Source organism: Flavobacterium sp. KACC 22763, from assembly GCF_028736155.1.
Classification (GTDB): Bacteria; Bacteroidota; Bacteroidia; order Flavobacteriales; family Flavobacteriaceae; genus Flavobacterium.
The window spans coordinates 2,569,047-2,590,467 of sequence record NZ_CP117879.1; the positions used below are offsets into that span (position 1 = coordinate 2,569,047).

The 21,421-nt window shown below is 33.6% G+C and carries 19 protein-coding genes and 1 other RNA gene; 10 read left to right on the forward strand and 10 right to left on the reverse strand.

Translation table 11 applies throughout. From position 1 onward, the window contains the following. The first annotated feature begins 105 nt into the window (after positions 1–105). Positions 106–2,520: an alpha-ketoacid dehydrogenase subunit alpha/beta gene (locus tag PQ463_RS10265; RefSeq protein WP_274257672.1), complete on the forward strand. Its 2,415-nt coding sequence runs from the start codon at positions 106–108 to the stop codon at positions 2,518–2,520. 274 nt (positions 2,521–2,794) lie between these two features. Here the strand turns inward: PQ463_RS10265 and kdsB are convergent, their stop codons facing one another. Together kdsB and PQ463_RS10275 are read right to left on the reverse strand one after the other, a co-directional pair. Beyond that, positions 2,795–3,529, reverse strand: coding sequence for a 3-deoxy-manno-octulosonate cytidylyltransferase (gene kdsB, locus PQ463_RS10270; RefSeq protein ID WP_274257675.1), 735 nt, complete (start codon positions 3,527–3,529; stop codon positions 2,795–2,797). Between the two features lie 155 nt (positions 3,530–3,684). Beyond that, entirely contained in the window at positions 3,685–4,494 is an 810-nt protein-coding gene (locus PQ463_RS10275; RefSeq protein ID WP_274257677.1) for a class I SAM-dependent methyltransferase, read from the reverse strand. Between the two features lie 344 nt (positions 4,495–4,838). Between PQ463_RS10275 and PQ463_RS10280 the strand changes: the two genes are divergently transcribed. Continuing rightward, positions 4,839–6,179, forward strand: coding sequence for an outer membrane protein assembly factor BamB family protein (locus tag PQ463_RS10280; RefSeq protein WP_274257679.1), 1,341 nt, complete (start codon positions 4,839–4,841; stop codon positions 6,177–6,179). A gap of 94 nt (positions 6,180–6,273) precedes the next feature. Here PQ463_RS10280 and ygiD read toward each other — a convergent pair whose 3' ends face one another. Together ygiD and PQ463_RS10290 are read right to left on the reverse strand one after the other, a co-directional pair. Beyond that, entirely contained in the window at positions 6,274–7,104 is an 831-nt protein-coding gene (ygiD, locus tag PQ463_RS10285) for a 4,5-DOPA-extradiol-dioxygenase (RefSeq protein WP_274257681.1), read from the reverse strand. Positions 7,105–7,188: 84 nt separating this feature from the next. Further along, entirely contained in the window at positions 7,189–8,598 is a 1,410-nt protein-coding gene (locus PQ463_RS10290) for an ATP-dependent DNA helicase (RefSeq protein WP_274257683.1), read from the reverse strand. A gap of 295 nt (positions 8,599–8,893) precedes the next feature. Here PQ463_RS10290 and PQ463_RS10295 point away from each other — a divergent pair, with 295 nt between their 5' ends. Both PQ463_RS10295 and PQ463_RS10300 read left to right on the forward strand, forming a co-directional pair. Beyond that, a complete protein-coding gene (locus tag PQ463_RS10295) occupies positions 8,894–9,715 on the forward strand; it encodes a DUF3822 family protein (RefSeq protein WP_274257684.1) in 822 nt (273 codons plus the stop codon). Continuing rightward, a complete protein-coding gene (locus PQ463_RS10300; RefSeq protein WP_274257685.1) occupies positions 9,712–10,317 on the forward strand; it encodes an RsmD family RNA methyltransferase in 606 nt (201 codons plus the stop codon). Before PQ463_RS10295 ends, PQ463_RS10300 begins: the two co-directional genes overlap by 4 nt. Before the next feature lie 132 nt (positions 10,318–10,449). Here PQ463_RS10300 and PQ463_RS10305 read toward each other — a convergent pair whose 3' ends face one another. Further along, on the reverse strand, positions 10,450–12,564 hold the full coding sequence (locus PQ463_RS10305; RefSeq protein WP_274257687.1) for a TonB-dependent receptor domain-containing protein: 2,115 nt from the start codon (positions 12,562–12,564) through the stop codon (positions 10,450–10,452). Positions 12,565–12,704: 140 nt separating this feature from the next. Between PQ463_RS10305 and PQ463_RS10310 the strand changes: the two genes are divergently transcribed. The 3 genes from PQ463_RS10310 to PQ463_RS10320 all read left to right on the forward strand — a co-directional run bounded on the left by PQ463_RS10310 (position 12,705) and on the right by PQ463_RS10320 (position 15,049). Next, positions 12,705–14,063 (forward strand): sensor histidine kinase, encoded by a 1,359-nt coding sequence (locus tag PQ463_RS10310; protein ID WP_274257689.1) that lies wholly within the window; start codon positions 12,705–12,707, stop codon positions 14,061–14,063. Between the two features lie 10 nt (positions 14,064–14,073). After that, positions 14,074–14,760, forward strand: a complete 687-nt coding sequence (locus PQ463_RS10315) for a response regulator transcription factor (protein WP_274257690.1) — start codon at positions 14,074–14,076, stop codon at positions 14,758–14,760. A 94-nt stretch (positions 14,761–14,854) separates the two neighbouring features. Continuing rightward, the gene (locus tag PQ463_RS10320) at positions 14,855–15,049 is read left to right on the forward strand and encodes a hypothetical protein (protein ID WP_274257692.1); all 195 of its coding nucleotides are present in this window, start codon (positions 14,855–14,857) and stop codon (positions 15,047–15,049) included. A gap of 132 nt (positions 15,050–15,181) precedes the next feature. Here the strand turns inward: PQ463_RS10320 and PQ463_RS10325 are convergent, their stop codons facing one another. Continuing rightward, positions 15,182–16,432, reverse strand: a complete 1,251-nt coding sequence (locus tag PQ463_RS10325) for a cation:dicarboxylate symporter family transporter (protein ID WP_274257694.1) — start codon at positions 16,430–16,432, stop codon at positions 15,182–15,184. Between the two features lie 30 nt (positions 16,433–16,462). Then, an RNA gene (gene rnpB / locus PQ463_RS10330) (RNase P RNA component class A) lies at positions 16,463–16,803 on the reverse strand. Between the two features lie 124 nt (positions 16,804–16,927). Between rnpB and PQ463_RS10335 the strand changes: the two genes are divergently transcribed. Then, positions 16,928–17,221, forward strand: a complete 294-nt coding sequence (locus tag PQ463_RS10335) for an SH3 domain-containing protein (protein ID WP_111425466.1) — start codon at positions 16,928–16,930, stop codon at positions 17,219–17,221. Between the two features lie 245 nt (positions 17,222–17,466). On the opposite strand, the gene PQ463_RS10340 is transcribed toward PQ463_RS10335, so the two are convergent. Both PQ463_RS10340 and PQ463_RS10345 read right to left on the reverse strand, forming a co-directional pair. Continuing rightward, positions 17,467–17,862 (reverse strand): NIPSNAP family protein, encoded by a 396-nt coding sequence (locus PQ463_RS10340; RefSeq protein ID WP_274257696.1) that lies wholly within the window; start codon positions 17,860–17,862, stop codon positions 17,467–17,469. A gap of 12 nt (positions 17,863–17,874) precedes the next feature. Next, positions 17,875–18,672, reverse strand: coding sequence for a hypothetical protein (locus PQ463_RS10345; RefSeq protein ID WP_274257698.1), 798 nt, complete (start codon positions 18,670–18,672; stop codon positions 17,875–17,877). Between the two features lie 180 nt (positions 18,673–18,852). Here PQ463_RS10345 and dnaX point away from each other — a divergent pair, with 180 nt between their 5' ends. Together dnaX and PQ463_RS10355 are read left to right on the forward strand one after the other, a co-directional pair. Next, positions 18,853–19,938, forward strand: a complete 1,086-nt coding sequence (dnaX, locus tag PQ463_RS10350; RefSeq protein ID WP_248727475.1) for a DNA polymerase III subunit gamma/tau — start codon at positions 18,853–18,855, stop codon at positions 19,936–19,938. A 254-nt stretch (positions 19,939–20,192) separates the two neighbouring features. Next, complete coding sequence (locus PQ463_RS10355) at positions 20,193–20,609, forward strand: DUF8439 domain-containing protein (RefSeq protein ID WP_111425461.1); 417 nt, start codon at positions 20,193–20,195, stop codon at positions 20,607–20,609. 123 nt (positions 20,610–20,732) lie between these two features. Here PQ463_RS10355 and PQ463_RS10360 read toward each other — a convergent pair whose 3' ends face one another. Next, positions 20,733–21,311, reverse strand: coding sequence for an NAD(P)H-dependent oxidoreductase (locus tag PQ463_RS10360; protein WP_274257703.1), 579 nt, complete (start codon positions 21,309–21,311; stop codon positions 20,733–20,735). Positions 21,312–21,421: the final 110 nt, after the last annotated feature.

Below are 21,421 nucleotides of genomic sequence, written 5' to 3' on the forward strand. Positions count from 1 at the left end.
TTAGATTTGAATACAAATAATTAAATTATATTTACTTCAAAGAATTATGATTATTGATTGTTTTTAAGTAATTTCGCGACATAAACAACATGACCCTGCAAGATTATGATAAAAGAAAAAAGCAATACTACACTGACATTTGAAGATTTCAAAACTGAGGTATTGAATGACTATAGAATTGCGGTAACAAGCCGTGAATGTAGTCTTTTAGGTCGAAAAGAAGTATTAACCGGAAAAGCTAAATTTGGTATTTTCGGAGACGGAAAAGAAGTGCCACAGCTGGCAATGGCCAAAGCTTTTAAGAATGGAGACTTCCGTTCTGGATACTATCGCGATCAAACTTTTATGATGGCTATTGGCGAATTGGATGCTAAACAATTTTTCGCTGGTTTATATGGTCATACTGATTTAGCTTTTGATCCAATGTCTGCGGGAAGACAAATGGGCGGACACTTTGTAACGCACAGTTTAAACGAAGACGGTTCTTGGAAAGACTTAACGAAACAAAAAAATTCAAGTTCAGATATATCTCCTACTGCTGGTCAAATGCCTAGATTATTGGGATTGGCTCAAGCTTCAAAAATTTACCGAAACGTAGACGGAATTACCATTAAAGATAAGTTTTCTGTAAACGGAAACGAAGTTGCTTGGGGAACTATTGGTAATGCGAGTACTTCTGAAGGTTTATTTTTTGAAACCATAAATGCTGCGGGAGTTTTACAAGTTCCGATGGTAATGAGTGTTTGGGATGATGAATACGGAATTTCAGTTCACGCTAAACACCAAACTACTAAAGAGAATATTTCTGAAATTTTAAAAGGATATCAACGCGATGAAGATTCTAAAGGTTACGAAATCTTTAGGGTTAAAGGCTGGGATTATGCTGAGTTGGTTTCTACTTACGAAAGAGCCGGAGCCATTGCACGCGAAGAACATATTCCTGTTTTAATTCACGTAAACGAATTGACACAACCTCAAGGCCACTCTACTTCTGGTTCTCATGAACGTTACAAAAGTGCAGAAAGACTGGCTTGGGAAAGAGATTTTGACTGTATTCGCCAAATGCGTCTTTGGATGATTGCTATTAATATTGCTTCTCCAGAGGAATTGGCAGAACTTGATTTCGAATTAAAGAAAGAAGTTCTAGAAGCTAAAAAAGAAGCTTGGAACAGCTTCATTAATCCAATTATTGATGAGCAAAAGAATCTTTTAGCTTTATTGGAGCAAATTGCTGAAGCAAGCATCAATCATAAAGAAAGAATCAAAAAATTAATTTCTGAATTGGCTGCAATTAAAGCGCCGTTAAAAAAGGAGTTATTAGTTTATGCTAGAAAGATTCTTCGTTTTATTGAAGTACCAAACAGCAAAGTTCTTTTATCCAACTGGATTACAAGATTCTTAAACGAAACTCAGGAAAAATTCAGCAGTAATTTACATTCAGAGTCTAATCAAAATGTATTTTCAGTAGAAAAAGTTCTTCCTAAATATGCAGAAAATGCAAAACCAGATTTGGATGGAAGAATGATTCTTCGTGATAACTTTGACGCCATATTTGCAAAATATCCAGAAACTTTAATTTTCGGTGAAGATGTTGGAAACATCGGAGACGTAAATCAAGGTCTTGAAGGAATGCAAGAAAAATACGGAGAACTTCGTGTTGCCGATGTCGGAATTCGTGAAGCGACTATTATTGGTCAGGGAATCGGAATGGCATTGAGAGGTTTACGCCCGATTGCTGAAATTCAGTACTTAGATTATTTATTGTATGCTATTCAGATCATGAGTGACGATTTAGCTACATTACAATATAGAACTGTTGGAAAACAGAAAGCACCGTTAATCATTAGAACGCGTGGACACCGTTTGGAAGGAATCTGGCATTCTGGTTCTCCAATGGGAATGATTATCAATGCAATTCGCGGAATTCACGTTTTAGTTCCAAGAGATATGACACAAGCTGCTGGTTTTTATAACACTTTGTTAGAATGTGACGAGCCTGCTTTAGTTATTGAATGTTTGAACGGATACCGTCTAAAAGAAAAAACGCCTTTGAATTTTGGTGAATTTAAAACACCAATCGGAGTTGTAGAAACTTTAAGAGAAGGTTCTGATATTACTTTAGTTTCTTACGGATCAACTTTAAGATTGGTTATGCAAGCTGCTAATGAATTAGCAGAAAAAGGAATTGATTGCGAAGTTATTGACGTTCAATCTTTACTTCCGTTTGATATTAGCAAAGACATTGTAAAAAGTATTGCCAAAACAAATCGTCTTTTAGTAATTGACGAAGATGTTCCTGGAGGAGCTTCAGCATTCATCTTACAGCAGATTTTAGAAGAGCAAGATGCTTACAAACACTTAGACAGCAAACCACAGACTTTAGCAGCAAAAGCGCATAGACCTGCATACGGAACTGATGGTGATTATTTCTCTAAACCTTCTGCAGAAGATATTTACGAGAAGATTTACGATATGATGCACGAAGTTAATCCTTCTAAGTATCCTGCTTTATATCAGTAACTAAGAATTTTAGATATAAAAAAAGCTCCAAAATCTTGGAGCTTTTTTTATGTTTTTACCCAAAGTGAGTGCACAGTTTTGTCATTTCGACGAAGGAGAAATCTTCGTAAGTGGCTCGACAAAGATTGGTTCACATTGCGGAGTTTCTCGTGGAGATTTCTCCTTCGTCGAAATGACACAAAATGCGGTTAGAACATAATTTATATAAAATAATCCGTTTAAATCCGCGCTTTCGCGAAAGCGAATCTGTTTCATCCGCGTTCTATACGACGAATTAAAGATCCTTTAGCATAGCTCTCGCTCTCTCCAAATCCTCAGCCGTATCAATCCCGATTCCAACATGAGTCGTTTCGACCATTTTGATACGTTTTCCAAACTCTAAATAGCGTAATTGCTCTAACTTCTCAGAAGCTTCCAAAGATTTCATTGGAAGACTGTAAAAGTCCAATAACGCCTGTTTTCTAAAAGCATAAATTCCGATATGCTGAAAATACCTTACTCCAACATTTTTCTCTCTCGGATACGGAACTACAGAGCGTGAAAAATACAATGCAAACTGTGACTGATCAACCACCACTTTTACATTATTCGGATTATTAATTTCATCTTCGTTTGTAATTTCTCGCATTAACGAAGCCAAGTCAATCTTTCTATCTGGATCATTTTTAAAAACCGATAAAACTTGCGCTAAAGGTTCTGCTTCAGTAAAAGGCTCATCACCTTGGACATTTACCACAATATCAACATCGAGATCTGCAATAGCCTCAGCAATTCGATCACTACCTGATTCATGTTCTTTGATACTCATAATGGCTTTTCCTCCATTCGAGACAATTTCATCAAAAATCAAATCAGAATCAGTTACTACAAAAACATCATCAAACAATGCTGTCGAAACTGCTGCTTCATAGGTTCTCAGAATTACTGTTTTGCCACCTAAATCCTGCATTAATTTTGCTGGAAAACGTGTTGATGCATATCTGGCTGGAATTACCGCTATTATTTTCATTCTTATATTTTACTGAGTTTAAAAAACTCAAAATTTAATAATTTAATTTTCACTGCTTTTAAGTGTTTGCAAATATGCAAAAATTACTTTTAAATTCTCTGTTTTCTATTTCTGTAAAAGATGAAAATCATGTTCAAGAATATTAAGACGAAAAATTAAACCGAAACTGTAACCCGAAGATAAGTTGCTGGAATTAATGTAGAATTGTCATTACTTTGGTTTTGGCTATTAACTAATCCTTCAAGTTTAGCATACAAATCCGAAGTCTTTCCATTTTGTTCGGCAGCTTCAAAAGCATTCATCGTTGGACCATAGTAAGTTTTTAATCGATTTAGCCACTCCGAAGGTGGGAATGATGCTTTAAATGTAAAGGTATCTCTCTCAAAAGAAATACTTTCTTTAGGAACACCCGCATTTGTGAATCTTTCGATTACGTTATCCTCAATACCCCAAAGCATTGGACTTACAAAACCTTCCGGAGGCGGAGGTGTAAATTCAGCACTAATTTTCAAGATTTGTGCAATCAATGTTGGATCTCCTGGTATCCAATTACCCATAATAATTTTACCTCCAGGTCGTGTGACACGAACCATTTCTTTAGCAACATCAAAAGGTTTTGGAGCAAACATTGCTCCAAAAATACTCATCGTAACATCATAAGTTTGATTTTTCAATTCATTCAAATCGGTTGCGTCACCTTCTTGAAATACAATATTAACCAATCCTTCCTTTTTTGCTCGAAGATTACCCGCTTCAACTAAATTTCTTGCTATATCAACACCTAAAACATTGGCTCCTAATTTTGCCGAAGGTATTGCCGTAGTACCATCGCCACAGCCGAGATCTAAAACGTTACTGTTTTCTTTTATTCCAATTTTGGCAACCAATTCCGCACCGCTTTCTCTCATAGATTCTGCAACGCGTGTAAAATCGCCTTTTTCCCATAATGCTTTGTTTGGATTCATCTTAGTTTTATCAGTGATTATAGTGCTGATGCCGCACTTTTACTTCATTTGTAAACATCTTCTATCATTTTTTAAATTATCACCAGTTAATCACAAAAAGGCATTTAAAAAGCTACTTAAAAAGAAGACACACAACAAATAATCAACTGACAAACAATTACTTACACAAAAATAAACAAATTAAATGGAAAACGATTGGAAAACTTTGAGGCCTTCTTTGGCTATTTCCATCAAAAAACAGATATACTATTCACAAAGAGCTTTCTAAAATATATTTATAACATATTTCTCAAAGCATTGTATTTTAATATCTTATAAATATTTTTACTTTTATAAGAAAAACTATGAAAAGAAACTTTACTTCTCTCCTGCTCTATTTCTTTTTAATTCTAGGTTCAAATGTTTTCCCGCAAACTGGCAATTCAAATGCCTTAAATCCGTTTTCTAATCGTATTTTTTCAGGAAAAGGATATCAGCCTTTGCAAGATTTAAAATGGAAATTTAAAACTGAAGGTAAAATCTTTTCTTCTCCAATCGCTCAAAATGGAATAGTATATATTGGTAGTGAAGATGGCTATTTCTATGCTGTCGATGAAAAGTCTGGAACTCTAAAATGGAAATTTAAAACCAATGGAGCCGTTCATAGTTCTGCAAGTATTTATAATGACATTGTTTATTTTGGAAGTTTTGATGGCCATTATTATGCTGTAAATGCTAAAACAGGAAAAGAGATTTGGCAATTTAAAACCAAAGGCGAACACTGGTACAGTGAAATTGGAATGTGGGGCATGAAACCAAGTGATTTACTTATGGCCGATTTATGGGACTTTTATCTTTCAACACCCGTTATTTATTTGGATAATAAATTAGCTTTGGCAATTTTTGGAAGCAGTGACGGAAACCTATATGCTGTTGATGCTAAAACTGGAAGTTTAAAATGGAAGTTTCAAACAAAAGCCGCTATACACAGTACTCCGATTCTAGAAAAAAATACCGTTTATTTTGGCGGATGGGATGGCGTCTTTTATGCTTTGGATTGTAAAACAGGAAAAGAGAAATGGAAATTTACTACTGAAATCAAAACAGGTTTTACAGGAATTCAAGCTTCTGCTACTGTTTATAACGGAATAGTTTATTTTGGCGCAAGAGACCCTTATTTGTTTGCACTAGATACCGAAACAGGAAAAGTAATCTGGAAATACAACGCCGAAAATTCTTGGATTTTGAGTACAGCTGTTGTCAAAGACAATATACTTTATGTTGGAACTTCTGATACTTATGCTTTGTTGGCATTGGATCCCAAAACAGGAAAAGAAAAATACCGATTTAAAGGAAACGGATATGTCTATTCTTCGCCAGCAATTGCAGGAAACACAATCTATTTCGGTGATTTTTCGGGGAATTCCTTTAACTTAAACTTGCTTTCTGATGGAAAAGAATCGACTACTATTTCAACAGAAAACAGAAACAAATATGCCGCCAGCACTCTCAACAATGATCATCTAGATTTTGGATTTGCCGCCAAAAAAGCCGACTTGTCTATTTATACTGAAAATCAAAAAGTCATGGATGAATTTTACAAATTAGGTTCCATTGTTTCTTCTCCATTCATCAGCAATAATGTTATTTTTTACGGAAGTGCAGATGGCTATCTTTATGCTTATAATTTGAAAAAAGAAAAATAACCTTAGCGAATCTCTGCGTAATTCTTGGTGAATCACTGTGTAATAGTTATACCGCAAAGATTCGCAAAGGTTTCGCAGAGATACACAAAGTATATTACATGAGTTTTACTGAGGTCATACTTAATGAACCTGCCAATAACTTATCATTAAACAGGCTTAAATCGTCTGTTTTATCTTTCAGACCTAAAGTATATAATAACGGAAGATAATGTTCTGGCGTTGGAACCGCCAATTGAACAGCTTTATTCATTTTTTCGAAATCTATTAAAGGCTCAAAATTTCCATCAAGCAAATAATTATTTACCGTTTCTCGTGCTTCAATTGCCCAATCGTAGCCGTAATTATCTTTATCAAAATTTCTAAAATCGACCATTCTTAGATTGTGCACAATATTGCCGCTTCCGATGATTAAAACGCCTTTATAGCGTAGTGCCTGCAGTTTTTGAGCCAATTCGAAATGATATTGCCCCGATTTGGTATAATCGATGCTCAATTGAATTACAGGAACATCTGCATTTGGATACAAATGTTTAATGACGCTCCAAGCGCCGTGGTCTAATCCCCAATGCTCGTCTAATTCGACCATAACAGGGTCTAAAAGCTTTTTGGTTTCAACTGCCAATTCTGGACTTCCTTTTGCTGGATATTGCACATCAAAAAGTGCTTGCGGAAATCCTCCAAAATCATGAATGGTTCTTGGCATTTCCATAGAAGTCACTTTTGTTCCTTTTGTAAACCAGTGCGCCGAGACGCATAAAATAGCGTTGGGTTGTGGTAATGTTTTAGCCAAATTGCGAAAACCAGTCACAAACTGATTTTCTTCAATAGCATTCATTGGGCTGCCGTGTCCCAAAAACAGAACTGGCATTTTATCTGTATTCGAAAACGTCGATGAAATCGAATGTAAGTCGTTTAGTGTTGTCATTGTAAAAGTATTTAAACACGAATTACACAAATTTACACAAATCTAAATCGAAAAGAATTCGTGCTAATTCGTGAAATTAGTGTTTTATTCCTCAAAACTCTCATCTTTAAATCCTATCAAATATAGCTTATTTTTGGCACGTGTCATAGCGGTATAAAGCCATCTAATATAATCAGTATCAATTCCGTTTGGCAGGAAAGGCTGTTCGATAAACACCGTATTCCATTGCCCTCCTTGCGATTTGTGGCAGGTTATAGCGTACGAAAATTTAACCTGCAATCCGTTGAAATATTCGTTTTCTTTTACTTTTTGAAATCTCTTGTATTTAGTTGGTTCATCTTCATAATCTTTCATCACTTCTTCGTACAGACGATTCGATTCTTCATACGTCAAAGATGGTGATTCGCTAGTTAAAGTATCTAAAATTAAAACCGTTTCAAAAGGCTTTTGTTCTGGGTAATCGACCATTCTAATTTTTACTTTCGCAAACTTAAATCCGTATAATTCTTTAATTCCAAAAAGTTCTAACACTTCAATAATATCACCGTTGGCAATAAATCCTGCTTCGTCAGTTTCTTTTAGCCAGAAATAATTGTTCTTTACTACCATTAAGAAATCCCCCACTGAAAGTTCGCTTTCTTTAAATAAAATTCGGCTTCTAATCTGTTCATTGTATTGATTTGCCCTTTTATTAGAACGAACAATAAAGGCAGTGTCTTCAATGCTATAATTGCTGTATGCAGTGTTTATTGCATCTTGAATATCATACCCATCTGTCAGGCGAACAATGTCTTTAAACTTCTTTACATTAAATTTAAATTCAGTTATAAAGCTCTCTTTCAGTAATTCACGTAATTCAGTAGCATTGTACAAAATTCCTGAGCTTTCTTCCTGACGCATTACTTCGTCCAATTCGATGTGTTCAATTTCTTTGCTGTAATGAAAACCCAAAGTATCAATATCTAAAGCCGGACTAACATCCAAATTGACTGGCGGAAGCTGGGCTGTATCTCCCAAAAGAATCATTTTACAGTTTTGTCCCGAATACACATAATTGATCAAATCGTCTAGAAGTGATCCGCTGTCTAACGTACTATCTGAAATCATCGAGGCCTCATCGACGATAAAAATGGTGTTTTTATGTTTGTTGACTTGTTTGGTAAAAGCTACTCCACCACCAGAAGATTTCTTCGGAAAATAGATCTTTTTATGAATTGTAAAGGCTGGATTATTAGAATAATTGGCAATTACTTTTGCTGCACGTCCCGTTGGCGCCAATAAAACATACTTTTTGTTTATGTCTGCTAAATTATTGACAATAGTAGAAATAACAGTTGTTTTTCCCGTTCCAGCATATCCTTTCAAAACAAAAATGGTGTCATTTTGAGGTTCGGTCAGGAAAATGGCAATTTTCTGAAAAAAAATATCCTGTTTATATGTTGGAGGAAAAGGAAATCGCTTTTGTAAAATACCGTAAAACTGTGCAGAATTCATAAAATAATATTGAAATACAAAGGTCGTTCTTTTTAATGGCAATGACAAAATTCAATTTCAATCTCAATTTCAGATTTCAACAACCTAAAATATTCAATAAAAACAATCAAATTGTGCTTAACAAAATATAACCAATTAATTTTCAAATAAATATACTTTTTCTTAACCTTGTTTTAAACTTAGATTCAAATTGTTTTTTGAAATTGCAATTATAATTGTTCCTTTTTAATTTGTAAGTTTGTGGTCGCTTAAATTCTTTCTTGATTTAAAACAGGTAACGAATTGTAAATCAACTATGTCATTACAAAATACTAACATTACTTCAAAAAATTACAGAAAACTTTCTATTCAGGTCTCCCTGACTGGATTTTCATACTGCTGTTTTGATACTTTAAACAATGTCATTACTTCTTTCAAAGAAATAAAGTTTGACACCACTAGCAAAACAAGTCGAATTGAAGATTTATTCAACAATGCTTTCAAGACTAATCCTGAATTAAAAGAGACTTATGACGAAGTAATGGTTATCCATAATAACAATTTTTCGACTTTTGTCCCAACTGCTCTATTTGATGAGAATTATTTAGGAAGTTATCTGCAATACACTACAAAAGTATTTGAAACAGATCACTTTACTTTTGATCAAATTCCTAATTATCAAATGAATTCTGTTTATATTCCGTATGTGAATATAAACAATTTCCTGATTGATAATGTAGGGTCGTTTAATTCTAAACACGCCAATACGATTTTGGTCGAAAAAATTCTGGATAACTCAAGAAACAATGACGACAAGAAAATGATTGTGAATTTTAATCCAGTTAATTTTGAAATTATCGTGGTTCAGAATCAGAAACTTTTATTGTTTAATTCGTTTGAATACAATACTCCAGAAGATTTCATCTACTATATTTTATTTACAGCAGAGCAAATGAGCATGAATCCGGAAAGTTTCAAGTTAGAATTATTAGGAACAATTTCAGAAAACGATCCATTTTATGCTATAGCATACAAATACGTGCGCCATATTTCTTTCATGGATGTCTCAAAACTAAAAGAAAGAAACAGCTTTACAACCGCTCAAAATCAAAAACATTATATCTTATTTCAATCATGAGAATCATTTCAGGAAAATACAAAGGACGCAGAATTTTTCCGCCAAAAAACCTACCTGTAAGACCAACGACTGATATGAGTAAAGAAGCATTGTTTAATGTTTTGAATAATCATTTTCATTTTGACAGCTTAAAGGTTTTAGATCTTTTTTCGGGAACTGGAAACATCAGCTATGAATTTGCTTCACGCGGAAGCGCTCCAATTACTTCGGTTGATGGCGATTTCGGATGCGTAAAATTCATCAAGCAAGTTTCATCAGAATATGATTTTGATATTGCTGCAACCAAAAGCGATGTTTTTAAGTTTTTAGAAAACTGCAAAACCACTTACGATATTATCTTCGCAGACCCTCCTTACGGATTGGATCAGGCAACTTTTGAGAAAATTGTGCTAACAGTTTTTGAAAGAGATTTATTGGAAGATGACGGAATGATGATTATCGAGCATTCAAAATATACCAAATTGGATCATATGAGTAATTTTTCTTTCCAGAAAAGTTATGGCGGTTCGTTTTTTAGTTTCTTCGAACTAAATTCTACCGACGATGATGAAGAATTACCACACGATGTTTCTAAAAAAGAAACTGAAGAAGATGAAGGGTGAAATTTTAAAATTCCAATTTTTTAAATTCCAAATTCCAAATTTTAAAATTGAAATGTCAAATTCCAAATTCCAATTTTCTCCTGAAGCTTCAGAGATTGGAATTTGGAATTTTATTTTTGAAATTTTCAAACCTTATCTGATCCTGTTTTCACTTTCATTGACACTTTTTTCTTTGAATTCTGAATCTTTTATCTTTCCAAAAGAATAACGAACTGCAATAGAAATCTCATTTGCATCAACCCAATATTTAAACTTTGAATTTATGTTATTAATGCCAAAAGCATCTGTATAGGTCGTAGCTTTAAAAATATCATTGTAATTTAAGGTACAGCTCCAGTTTTTGCCAAATGTTTTTGCCAGTGATAAATCGACTATAAAATTGGCTTTTCGTTCAAAAATTCCATCGTTCTGTTTCGTCATTCCCCAAAAAGAAAAAACAAAACTGAAATCTTTCGGCAGTTTAAAAGTGTTGTTGGAATAATAATATAAATAAGGTTTTGATGGATGCAATAAAGCTGCGTCATCTTCAGTCTTACTTTTTGCAAAAACGAGAGAATTTGTTGCCGTCCAGAATTTATAAGTAAACGGAAGCGTCAAATCTATTGTAAAACCAGTTTCGCGTTTAAAATTAATATCGGTAATCATCAGCACATTGGTTTCCCCATTAAAAACAAAAGTCGGATTAACAACATCTTTGGTTTGATAATAACCAAATTTTAAAGTTTTATCCAGATATTGGAAAGAACTCGAAATTTCATCTACAAATGCCGGACCCAAATTTATACTGCTTCCGTACAAAAAATACGGATTTATATAGGTAGCAATCTGACTTAATGAAGAATATTTAGGCCTCACAATGCTTTTCGCATAATCTAGAATAATACTTTTTGTGCTATCGATAGGAAAAGTAAGATTGGCTTTCGGAAACAAATTGGTATAGTTTTTATCAATTGAAGGCGAAACTTGCGTTCTAAATTTTGCATATACATTGGTATTTTCGGCTCTTAGTCCGAATGAAAAGTCTACTTTTTTCAGCTTTCCCAAAAACTGAATATAAGCGGCGAGATTCTCTTCTTTAAAATCATAATCTGAAACTTCACTAGCATTTTTCTCAAAGTCAAAAATATCTGCGTTTGATACTGATTTTGCCTTTAGATACAATGCCCCATATTCCAGATTCATTTCATTTTTAAACTTTTTCTCCAAATCAACTCTTCCAGAAAAAACATCGACATTAAATTTCTGATCGCGATTTTGCGACAATTCAAAATCGGTTTCATTGTAATTATTGGCTACTAAACTCTTTAAATGCTGATTAAAATTAGAGTATTGAAAACCAGCAAAAAGCTGCGTGTCAATCGATTTTATTTTTTTTGAATAATTCACAAATGCATTTACAAAATCCTTTTTACTTGAATTATCACTCAGTGTAAAAACATTATTTACCACATCCTGATTTTGATTAAAAGTAAAAGTGTTGATATCGAACGTATCACTCTGAAGCTTTCCATTTACATTAATGGAGAAATAATCCTCCTCTTTTATTTTGTAAAACATTCCGCCTCCAAAAATGTATTGATTGCGATGTGTATTTGCCATTACATCATAATTGGAAATAATGGAAGCTTTTGGAATTTCATATTCTAGAGTATGCTTCTCCCAAGGATTTAATTTATTGTAATTAAAATTGGCTTTCCATTCTAATTTACCTTTCTTAAAACTAGAATTAAAACCTAAATAATTATTATAATTCTTTTTGAAAGACGCTGTTTCTGAAATTTCGGTTCTAAAACTGTCTTTTTTACTGAGTTTTCTGGTAATTAAAATGACAGCACGGCCTTCGGCTTCGTATTTTGAAGATGGGTTTTTAATAATTTCAATTGTTTTAATATCAGCGACACTCAAGGCATTCAAATCGGTTATCGTTCCTTTTTGCCCGTCAATGTAAATGAGCGGATTTCCTTTTCCGACAATCGAAATACTTTCGCGATCGGTACTTACTTGAACCGATGGCAATTTTGAAAGCAAATCGACTGGATTTGGAATTGTGCTGTAAACCGAATTGGCAACGTCAACTTTTATGTTTCCGTTTGAGTTTGTAAATGTCTTTTTCTCCTGGCTGATGACAATTTCATCTAATTGATTTGAAGTAGAGTCTTTTGGTGTTTCATTCTGAGCATTGGCAATATATGAAAGACAAAAAAGTAAAAGTGTTATTAGAAGTTTTAATGGCAGATAAAAATTCATTTTAAAATTTAAATTGATTAGTGTTGCTGCAAAAATGCTTTGAAAACCTAGTTCTGAAAGTTAATCGTAGGTTAATGCAGAGTTAATCTGCCATTTGATTAGTAAAAACAGTATTTTTGAAACAGAATTTTCGAAGGAATATGAAACAAAGAATCAATTTATTAATCACATTTTCTGTCATTGCACTAATCGTGCTTATGACGGTGCAATGTTATTTGGTAAAAACAGCCTACGAATATAAAGTGGCACAGTTTCATACACAGATCAAAAATGAAATTGCTCAGATTTCAAACAACTACAGTGATATTGACTCAGCTTTTGTGGCAAAAAAAGAAGCACTTTACAAAAGCCTTTCTGAAAGATATATAAAAGGAAAAAACAGCAAATTAGATATTAAGATTGGTGTTTTACAAAATGAATATCAGAGCGCTGTAACACAAGAAATCCAACGAAAATTTGAAAGAGATTTGCCGAATTTTAAAATTGATTTTGCCATTGTTCTCAACAAATTTATTTTATATCAAAGTGCCAAAAAAGCCGATACTATTTTCTCAGAGAAGCCTTTTATTCAGAATAAATTGTACGGAAATCTAGCTTCGCTTAATCATGCTTTTTTAGTGAGAAATTATGTTGGAACAACCAACGGAACTTTTGAAAATCAGGAATATCAATTGCTGACAGAAGATTCTATGTACGTTTCTGTAATAGATTGGGAAATGATTATTCTGAGACGAATGACTTTTATTCTCATTTTGTCTTTATTATCAATTCTGACTTTAATTACGCTTTTTGTCATTGCCTTAAAAGCTTTGATTAAACAGAAAAAAGTAAGCGATGTAAAAACCGATTTTATCAATAATATTACACACGAACTTAAAACGCCTTTGGCAACTTTAGGGATCTCGACAAAGATTTTAGCACAGAAAAGCATTCGTGAAAATGAAGAAAATTTCAACGCCATTGTGAATACAATTTCACGTCAAAATAACCGTCTTCAGAATTTAATCGATCAGGTTATGGCGAATTCTTTGGCAGAAAATGAAATTGAATTACAAAAGGAAAAAATAGATGCCGAAGATTTTCTGCTTTCTATTGTCAATGATTTTAAAATTACGTTTCCTAAAGTCAATCTTAAGACCGATTTTCAGACAGCGAAAACGATCCTAGTTTTGGATAAATTTCATTTAACAACGGCTTTCTTAAATGTTTTGGAAAATGCTGCAAAATATGGATCTAATACCATTACAGTAAAAACAAAAATGGTAGAAAACCAATTTTCTATCAGTTTTGAAGATGACGGAATTGGAATTGCTAAAAACAAACAAGCGTTTCTTTTTGAAAAATTCTATCGTGTGCAACAAGGAAATCTGCATAATACAAAAGGCCTTGGTTTAGGATTGTATTATGTCGACCAAATTGTAAAAGCGCATCAAGGTTCTGTAAATGTTATTAGCGAGTTAGGAAAAGGAACTCAGTTTACTATTTTATTAAAAGTTTAATTACCTTATTTTGAAAAGATTACTTTTAGCCGAAGACGATTTTGATTTTGCTGCAATTTTAAAACAATATTTAGAACTGCATCAATTTGAAGTAGTTTGGGCAGAAAATGGCGAGATAGCTTTAGATTATTTTAAAAACCAGGCTTTTGATATTTGCATTTTTGATGTCATGATGCCTAAAATGGACGGATTTTCATTGGCGGAAAAAATAATCACCATCAATCCAGAAATTCCTTTTATTTTTCTAACGGCAAGAAAGCTTAAAGAAGATAAAATTATTGGTCTAAAACTTGGTGCAGACGACTATATCGCAAAACCTTTTGAAGTTGATGAGCTGGTTCTTCGTTTACAAAATATTCTAAAGAGAATAGAGCAAAAAAGAAGTCTGGAAGGAAATAATATGATTGAAATTGGATCGTATATTTTTGATAACGAGCGTCTAACACTCAATAATAAAAATCATGTTCAGCAGCTTACAGAGATGGAAGCTTCTCTTATTGAATATCTATATTTGAATCATAATCAGTTATTAAAAAGAGATCAGATTTTAATGTCTATCTGGAAAAAAGACGATTATTTCTCAGGGCGAAGCATGGATGTTTTTATCAGCAGACTTAGAAAGTATTTTAATTCAGATCCAAAAATCAAAATAGAAAGTGTTCGAAATATAGGATTGGAATTTAAAATAGAAAAATAGTATTCGAATCATATAATTTCACATAAACAATTGTGTAACAGAAATTAACTTGTCAAAATTTAACTTTGTTAGAGAACTTTTAAATCTAACAATCATGAACCTAAAAAGATTTTTCGGCGGGTTGCTTACAATCCTCGGAATTATAGGACTTATTTATACGGCCGTTATTTTTGCCGGCACATCTGGCGAAACCAGAGATATAAAATCACTTATTATTTACGGAATATTAGGAATCGTGTTTTTTACATCGGGAATCAGCTTGGTAAAAACAACAAAAGACGAGAGCTAAAAAAGAATTGCCACGAAGGCACTAAGACTCAAAGTTTTTTCTCCCGCGGATTTTGCAGATTTTACAGATTGCAATTTTAAAAAATCTCTTAAATCTGCAAAATCTGCGAGAAAAATTAAAACATAATCAATTTCATTCACCCTCAGGATTACTCAAATCAAGCTCTATAAAATCTCTTTCTGTTTTAGAAATTATTATTGTTGCCACTGTGTTTCCAATTAAATTGGTAATCGCTCTGGCTTCGCTCATAAATTTATCTACTCCCAATAGAAATGCCAAACCTTCAACTGGAATTTTATGCAATGCGGTTAAAGTTGATGCTAAAACGATAAATCCGCTTCCTGTTACGCCCGCTGCGCCTTTCGAAGTAATCATAAGAATTCCGATAACGGTCATGATTTCAAAAAAAGTCAAATGCACATCGTAGAGTTGCGCAATGAAAAGGACTGACATCGAAAGATAAATCGAAGTTCCATCGAGATTAAAAGAATAACCAGTCGGAATCACCAATCCCACAACCGATTTACTGCAACCCATTCTTTCCAATTTTACCATAATACTTGGCAAAGCAGCTTCAGAAGATGAAGTCCCTAGAACTAGTAAAAGTTCTTCTTTAATATATTTTAAAATTGAAAGAATGTTGATTTTGTAATATCTCAATATGCTTCCTAAAACCAAAAAGACAAACAATGCCATAGTCAGATAAACACAAAGCATCAGTTTTCCAAGCGGAATCAAAGTTGCCAAACCAAATTTCCCAATCGTGTAAGCCATTCCACCAAAAGCACCAATTGGCGCTAGATACATTACATATTTTAAAGCCGTAAAAACGACTTTCGAAAATCGTTCCAGAACCAAAATAGTCTGTTCTCTTTTCTGATAAAAGTTCAACGCTATTCCGCATATAATAGCAGCCAACAAAACCTGTAATGTAAAATTGGACAAAAAGAACTGCAACCACGAAAAATCCTTTGCTGCTCCATTTGTATATTGGCTTGCATCGCCAAAAGTCAGTCCCGATTTATCAATTTTTCCTGGTTTAAATATATAAGCAACAGTCACACCAATTGCCAGAGCAACGGTCGAAACTACTTCAAAATACGTTAAAGCTTTAACCCCTATTCGACCTACTTTTTTAAGATTTCCCATACCCGAAATTCCTAAAACGATGGTCAGGAAAATAATTGGCCCAATGAAAAGCGAAATAAGCTGAATAAACTTCTTGCCCAGAAATTCCATCTTTACACCATTTTCTGGAGAAAAATGTCCAAGCAAAACACCCGAAATAATAGCAATTAAAACCCAAAAAGTAAGATTGGTTACAATGGTTCTAAAAAGGCTTTTTTTAGATTTTGACGAAGGATTTGGAGTCGTAATATTCATGAGGATAAGTTAGATAGTTCACAAATATATAAAAAATGCAGACCTGTAAGCCGGATTCTGTTCTTGTCTTATTTTGCAACAAAACAATACCTTATCATTTATCTAGATCCACCATTACTGATGGACTCAATCTACCTACCCTTCGGCAACGAACGAGAAGCCCTTAAATGCCGATATACTTGGTATTTCACCGCATAGAGTTTACCTGGTTTCACTACAGCATTACCTGTACATACTTTCTGCTGCACTTGTCCTAATCCCTTTCGGAACCGACGGGCGTTACCCGCTATGCTTCTCTATGGTGTCCGGACTTTCCTCCCTCCCGATCCCGATAGCTATCGGGACGGGACGACGATAAGGCGGTCTGCGCTGCAAAAATAGCGATTTAAGAACTAACAATAATGATTTTAAATTTTAGATTTTATGAGTTTTATCATAACTTTTTAATTTTAAAATAGTTATCTTTAAAAATCTATAATTTAATTTCAGTTTATCATGAAAAGAATGTATCATTACGCAACTGTTTCAAAAGCTTTAGATCAATTGAATGAAAAAGGATTTACGTGCGATTTTAATCGAAATGCTGATGCGATTAAAAAGAATCCTGAGAAATTTGAAATTGTTCATGTGTATCGATACGAGGGTGAGTCAGACCCAGCAGATGAGGCAGTTGTATACGGAATTAAGTCGACTACGGGCAAAAAAGGAGTTTATGTTGCTGGTTTCTCAGCCGATTCAGATCAGGAAACAGCACAGTTTTTATTGGATTTAAGCATTAAGAGAAGATAGTTTTTAGGAGCCGGGAACCTGCTGTCCGCTATATCTTTTGCTGCTCCCGATAGCTATCGGGACCGCCACAAAAGGATGCCGCTACCATCAGGGCTAGAGCAATCGGTTTCAAAAGAAAGAATCTTTTATAAATCAAGTAAAAGCAAATGAGAACAAAAAATGATTCAATAATCTATGTCATTCCTAGAAACTGAAATTCTTTTCATTCCTTAGGAATGACATAAAAATAAATTCTTCTCATTTTTTTAATTAGGTGAATAATCAAGCTTAGTCAAAACGCGATCTTCTATATTTCCTACTACATCACCGTATTTTGCAGTATATTGCTTTTTAACATCAATCCATTCCTGATCTTTTCTAAAACCTTCCCATGCTTTTTTCATTGTTGCTTCATCTGGCCACTCTAGAAAATAAACAAACTCTGTTTTCTTATCTGATTTTGATTCGTAAATAGAAATAATCTTAAAGTTGTATTTCTTCATAATGCGCATGGCATGATCGCGAAAACGTTCGTGAAATTCTTTCTTATTGCTTTCGAAAATCTCATAGATTCGCAATTGATAAATTGGACTCATTTGAGTTTTTTGTGCTTTTACAGCAAACGCTGCAAGCAAAACTAATACTAGAAAATATTTCTTCATGATTTAAATTTATCAGCTTCCTAATTTGCCATAACGCTGCTGTTCAGAAAAATAGATGATGATCGTTTTTCCGTTCTTTTTGTATGGGTAAAACAATTCATAATTACCATTGCTTGAACTATATCTTAACTCATCACTATTTTTATTAAAAACCTCATTAAGATAAGCTCTTTCTTCTTTATTAGTCTGATAAATATAATTTACTTTTTGAGGTTGTATTGTGTCACTATCTAAGCTTTCATTATAATAAGCATTAAAACCAAGAAAAACAGGTGAATCTTTAATGGAATCTTTCACAATTAAAGTTACACTCGGAAAGTTTTTATCGGTTGAAGATAAAACTCTTAAAATTCCTGTAGTTTCTTTGATGTAAGATTTGGAAAAAGTATAATTTAAAAGTTTATCGCTATTTGCCTTGTTAGATTCTATAATAGATTTCGCAGAGCTAATTAGCATTTTTTCTTTTTTGGCAGAAGTCAAATAATCACCGCCAAAAAGTATAACTAGAATTAACGGAAAAATTAAAAGCAGAACAGCAAACTTGCGTCGATTTGATTTTGTGTTTACTTCATCTTCATTTTTTCTTTCGGCAATTCTCGTCAAATTAAACATGAGATTCACTATTAGAGATCCTGCCATAAGAGCAAGAATACCGAGAATGCTTAAATAAAAGCTTTCGGTCATGTTTTCTCTAAAAACCTTTAGTCCGAAAACTTCAATTACAATAAATGTAAAGACCCAGTACACTAATAAAATTATAGAGGAAATTCCGATGATATTACTTAATTTAACTATTTGTTTTGCGTTCATATTTTCTAATTAATAATAAATAGGCTGTTAAATATTTTGCATTAAAAGTATTACTTTTTCTTTAAACGTTGCAGATAATATTTTTTTCTTTCTACAATTCAACCACTTAAAAATCTTTCAATTTTTAAATTTTTAAATCATTAAATTATACTCTATATTTGCTATCCAATAAAAGAGAATATGGAACAATTTGTAGTATCGGCAAGAAAATATCGCCCGCAGACCTTTAAGGATGTTGTGGGGCAAAAGGCCATTACAAACACTTTGTTGAACGCTATTGAAACCAATCACTTAGCTTCTGCTCTTTTGTTTACAGGACCGCGTGGAGTTGGTAAAACTACTTGCGCGCGTATCTTGGCAAGAAAAATAAATCAGCCTGGATATGACGATCCTACTGAAGATTTTGCATTTAACGTTTTTGAGCTAGATGCTGCTTCAAACAACTCGGTTGATGATATCCGTAACCTTATCGATCAGGTTAGAATCCCGCCACAAACTGGACAATACAAAGTATATATCATTGACGAGGTCCACATGTTGTCTTCGGCCGCTTTTAATGCTTTTCTTAAAACATTAGAAGAACCGCCAAAACATGCTATTTTCATTTTAGCAACAACAGAAAAACACAAAATCCTTCCAACGATTTTATCTCGCTGTCAGATTTTTGATTTCAAAAGAATTACAGTAAAAGATGCTAAAGAACATTTGGCTGATGTTGCTGAAAGTCAAGGAATCGTTTTTGAAGATGATGCATTGCACATTATTGCTCAAAAAGCAGATGGTGCCATGCGTGATGCTTTGTCTATTTTTGACCGTGTAGTTTCTTACTGCGGAACAAATTTGACACGTCAAGCTGTAACCGAAAACCTAAACGTTTTAGATTACGAAACTTATATTTCGATTACTGATTTACTTCTGGAAAATGAGATTCCGAAACTTTTATTAGCATACAATGATATCTTAGCCAAAGGTTTTGATGGACATCATTTTATTGCTGGTTTGGCTTCACATTTCAGAGATTTATTAGTAAGCAAAACACCTTCGACTATTGCTTTATTAGAAGTTGGTGAGCAAGCGCAACAAATGTATGCTACACAATCGCAAAAATGTTCTCAGGAATTTTTACTTAAAGGAATTGACATTGCAAACGACTGCGATTTAAAATACAAATTAAGTCAGAATCAACGTCTTTTAGTTGAATTATGTTTGATGCAACTGGCCTCTATCAACTTTGATGGAGAAAAAAAAAAGTTGAGCAATTCATAATTCCACCCGTTTACTTTAAAAACGGAGGCTATTCTATAGTTGAAGTTCAAAGTCCAAAATCGAAAATCGAAAGTTCTGTTGCAATTGAAAATCAAACTTCTCAAGCTGCAACTGAAACTAAAGTTGCCATTCCTCAACCAGAACAAGTTGCTGAAACTCCAAAAGTTCAGGCTCCAGAAGTTCCAAAGGCAGATACAAGCGGCGCTCCTAAAGTTTCTGCTTTTTCTCTTGCTAGTATCCGCAAGAAAAAAGAATTGGAAGCAAGCAGTAAATCGTATGTTAAACCATCTTCTGTTTTACCTACTGAAGAGTTTAATGAAACCGATATGCGTCTTCATTGGAACAAATATGCAGAACGCTTAGGACAAAAAGGGCTTAGAATTATGGAATCTATTCTATTGATCAGCGATCCTGTTCTAAACGGAACCACAATTTCTTATGAACTGCCAAATGAAGGTTCTAAACTAGAATTCGAAAGTCAGATGAATGGTTTATTGGGGCATTTAAAAGGTCATTTGCATAATCACGACATTACAATTGAAGTAATTGTAAACGAGCAGGCTGAAACAAAACGAACTTATAATAATCAAGATAGATATAATCGTTTCTTAGAAATCAACCCAAACATTGAGCTTTTGCGTTCAACATTTGGATTAGATTTGAAGGATTAATTTTTTTGTTAGCCACGAATTTCTCGAATTTTCACGATTTTTTTTCCTTTATTAATACTATTTAATAATTTACTGGATTTACTTCGCCAATTCGCTATCGCTCGAGTCGTAGCGAACAAAAAACTATTTATTTTTAAGCCCGAAATTGTAAACTTTATCTAGCCATTTTTTCCTTTGTTCTTCGGTCGAACCTTTTACAATTCCTACGTAGCTTACTTTTACTGGTTTTATACCACAGAATTCCAAAGTAGATTTCTTTAATTGATTCACGCTAGGTCTTCCAAAAAACAATCTATAATACCAGCTCGGCTGATCTAGGGTTGTGATAATGTGAGCTGTTTTGCCTTTTAGCAATTTATCCCACCAAACCGAATTTTCGCGATATTCAAATGCCATTCCCGGCAAAAACAAACGATCAATAAATCCTTTTGTTATCGCTGGAAGTCCGCCCCACCAAACGGGATGAATCCAAACTAAATGATCGGCTCTTTTGATTTTCTCCCAAGATTCTAATAAATCTGGTTCTAGATCGGTTCTTTTCTGATAACCAAATTTGAGATTTGGACTAAATTTTAAATTAGCAATTGTGATGGTTTCTACTTGTGCACCAGAAGCAACGGCGCCTTTTTGATACGATTCTGCAATTCCGAAATTGAAGCTTTCCGCGTTTGGATGTCCGTTTATAATCAGTATTTTTTTCATGTTTACGTTTTTTCAAAAATACTATTAGTACATTTTCTTTTACTAGACAAATGTCCTGAAAAGTGTTTTTGCCACAGATTAAATAGATTAAAAGGATTTTTAATCTAAAA

Coding starts and splice junctions, on each gene's coding strand:
- PQ463_RS10265 (WP_274257672.1), top strand. CDS start 106: ATGATAAAAGAAAAAAGCAATACTACACTGACATTTGAAGATTTCAAA.
- kdsB (WP_274257675.1), bottom strand. CDS start 3,529: ATGAAAATAATAGCGGTAATTCCAGCCAGATATGCATCAACACGTTTT.
- PQ463_RS10275 (WP_274257677.1), bottom strand. CDS start 4,494: ATGAATCCAAACAAAGCATTATGGGAAAAAGGCGATTTTACACGCGTT.
- PQ463_RS10280 (WP_274257679.1), top strand. CDS start 4,839: ATGAAAAGAAACTTTACTTCTCTCCTGCTCTATTTCTTTTTAATTCTA.
- ygiD (WP_274257681.1), bottom strand. CDS start 7,104: ATGACAACACTAAACGACTTACATTCGATTTCATCGACGTTTTCGAAT.
- PQ463_RS10290 (WP_274257683.1), bottom strand. CDS start 8,598: ATGAATTCTGCACAGTTTTACGGTATTTTACAAAAGCGATTTCCTTTT.
- PQ463_RS10295 (WP_274257684.1), top strand. CDS start 8,894: ATGTCATTACAAAATACTAACATTACTTCAAAAAATTACAGAAAACTT.
- PQ463_RS10300 (WP_274257685.1), top strand. CDS start 9,712: ATGAGAATCATTTCAGGAAAATACAAAGGACGCAGAATTTTTCCGCCA.
- PQ463_RS10305 (WP_274257687.1), bottom strand. CDS start 12,564: ATGAATTTTTATCTGCCATTAAAACTTCTAATAACACTTTTACTTTTT.
- PQ463_RS10310 (WP_274257689.1), top strand. CDS start 12,705: ATGAAACAAAGAATCAATTTATTAATCACATTTTCTGTCATTGCACTA.
- PQ463_RS10320 (WP_274257692.1), top strand. CDS start 14,855: ATGAACCTAAAAAGATTTTTCGGCGGGTTGCTTACAATCCTCGGAATT.
- PQ463_RS10325 (WP_274257694.1), bottom strand. CDS start 16,432: ATGAATATTACGACTCCAAATCCTTCGTCAAAATCTAAAAAAAGCCTT.
- PQ463_RS10335 (WP_111425466.1), top strand. CDS start 16,928: ATGAAAAGAATGTATCATTACGCAACTGTTTCAAAAGCTTTAGATCAA.
- PQ463_RS10340 (WP_274257696.1), bottom strand. CDS start 17,862: ATGAAGAAATATTTTCTAGTATTAGTTTTGCTTGCAGCGTTTGCTGTA.
- PQ463_RS10345 (WP_274257698.1), bottom strand. CDS start 18,672: ATGAACGCAAAACAAATAGTTAAATTAAGTAATATCATCGGAATTTCC.
- dnaX (WP_248727475.1), top strand. CDS start 18,853: ATGGAACAATTTGTAGTATCGGCAAGAAAATATCGCCCGCAGACCTTT.
- PQ463_RS10360 (WP_274257703.1), bottom strand. CDS start 21,311: ATGAAAAAAATACTGATTATAAACGGACATCCAAACGCGGAAAGCTTC.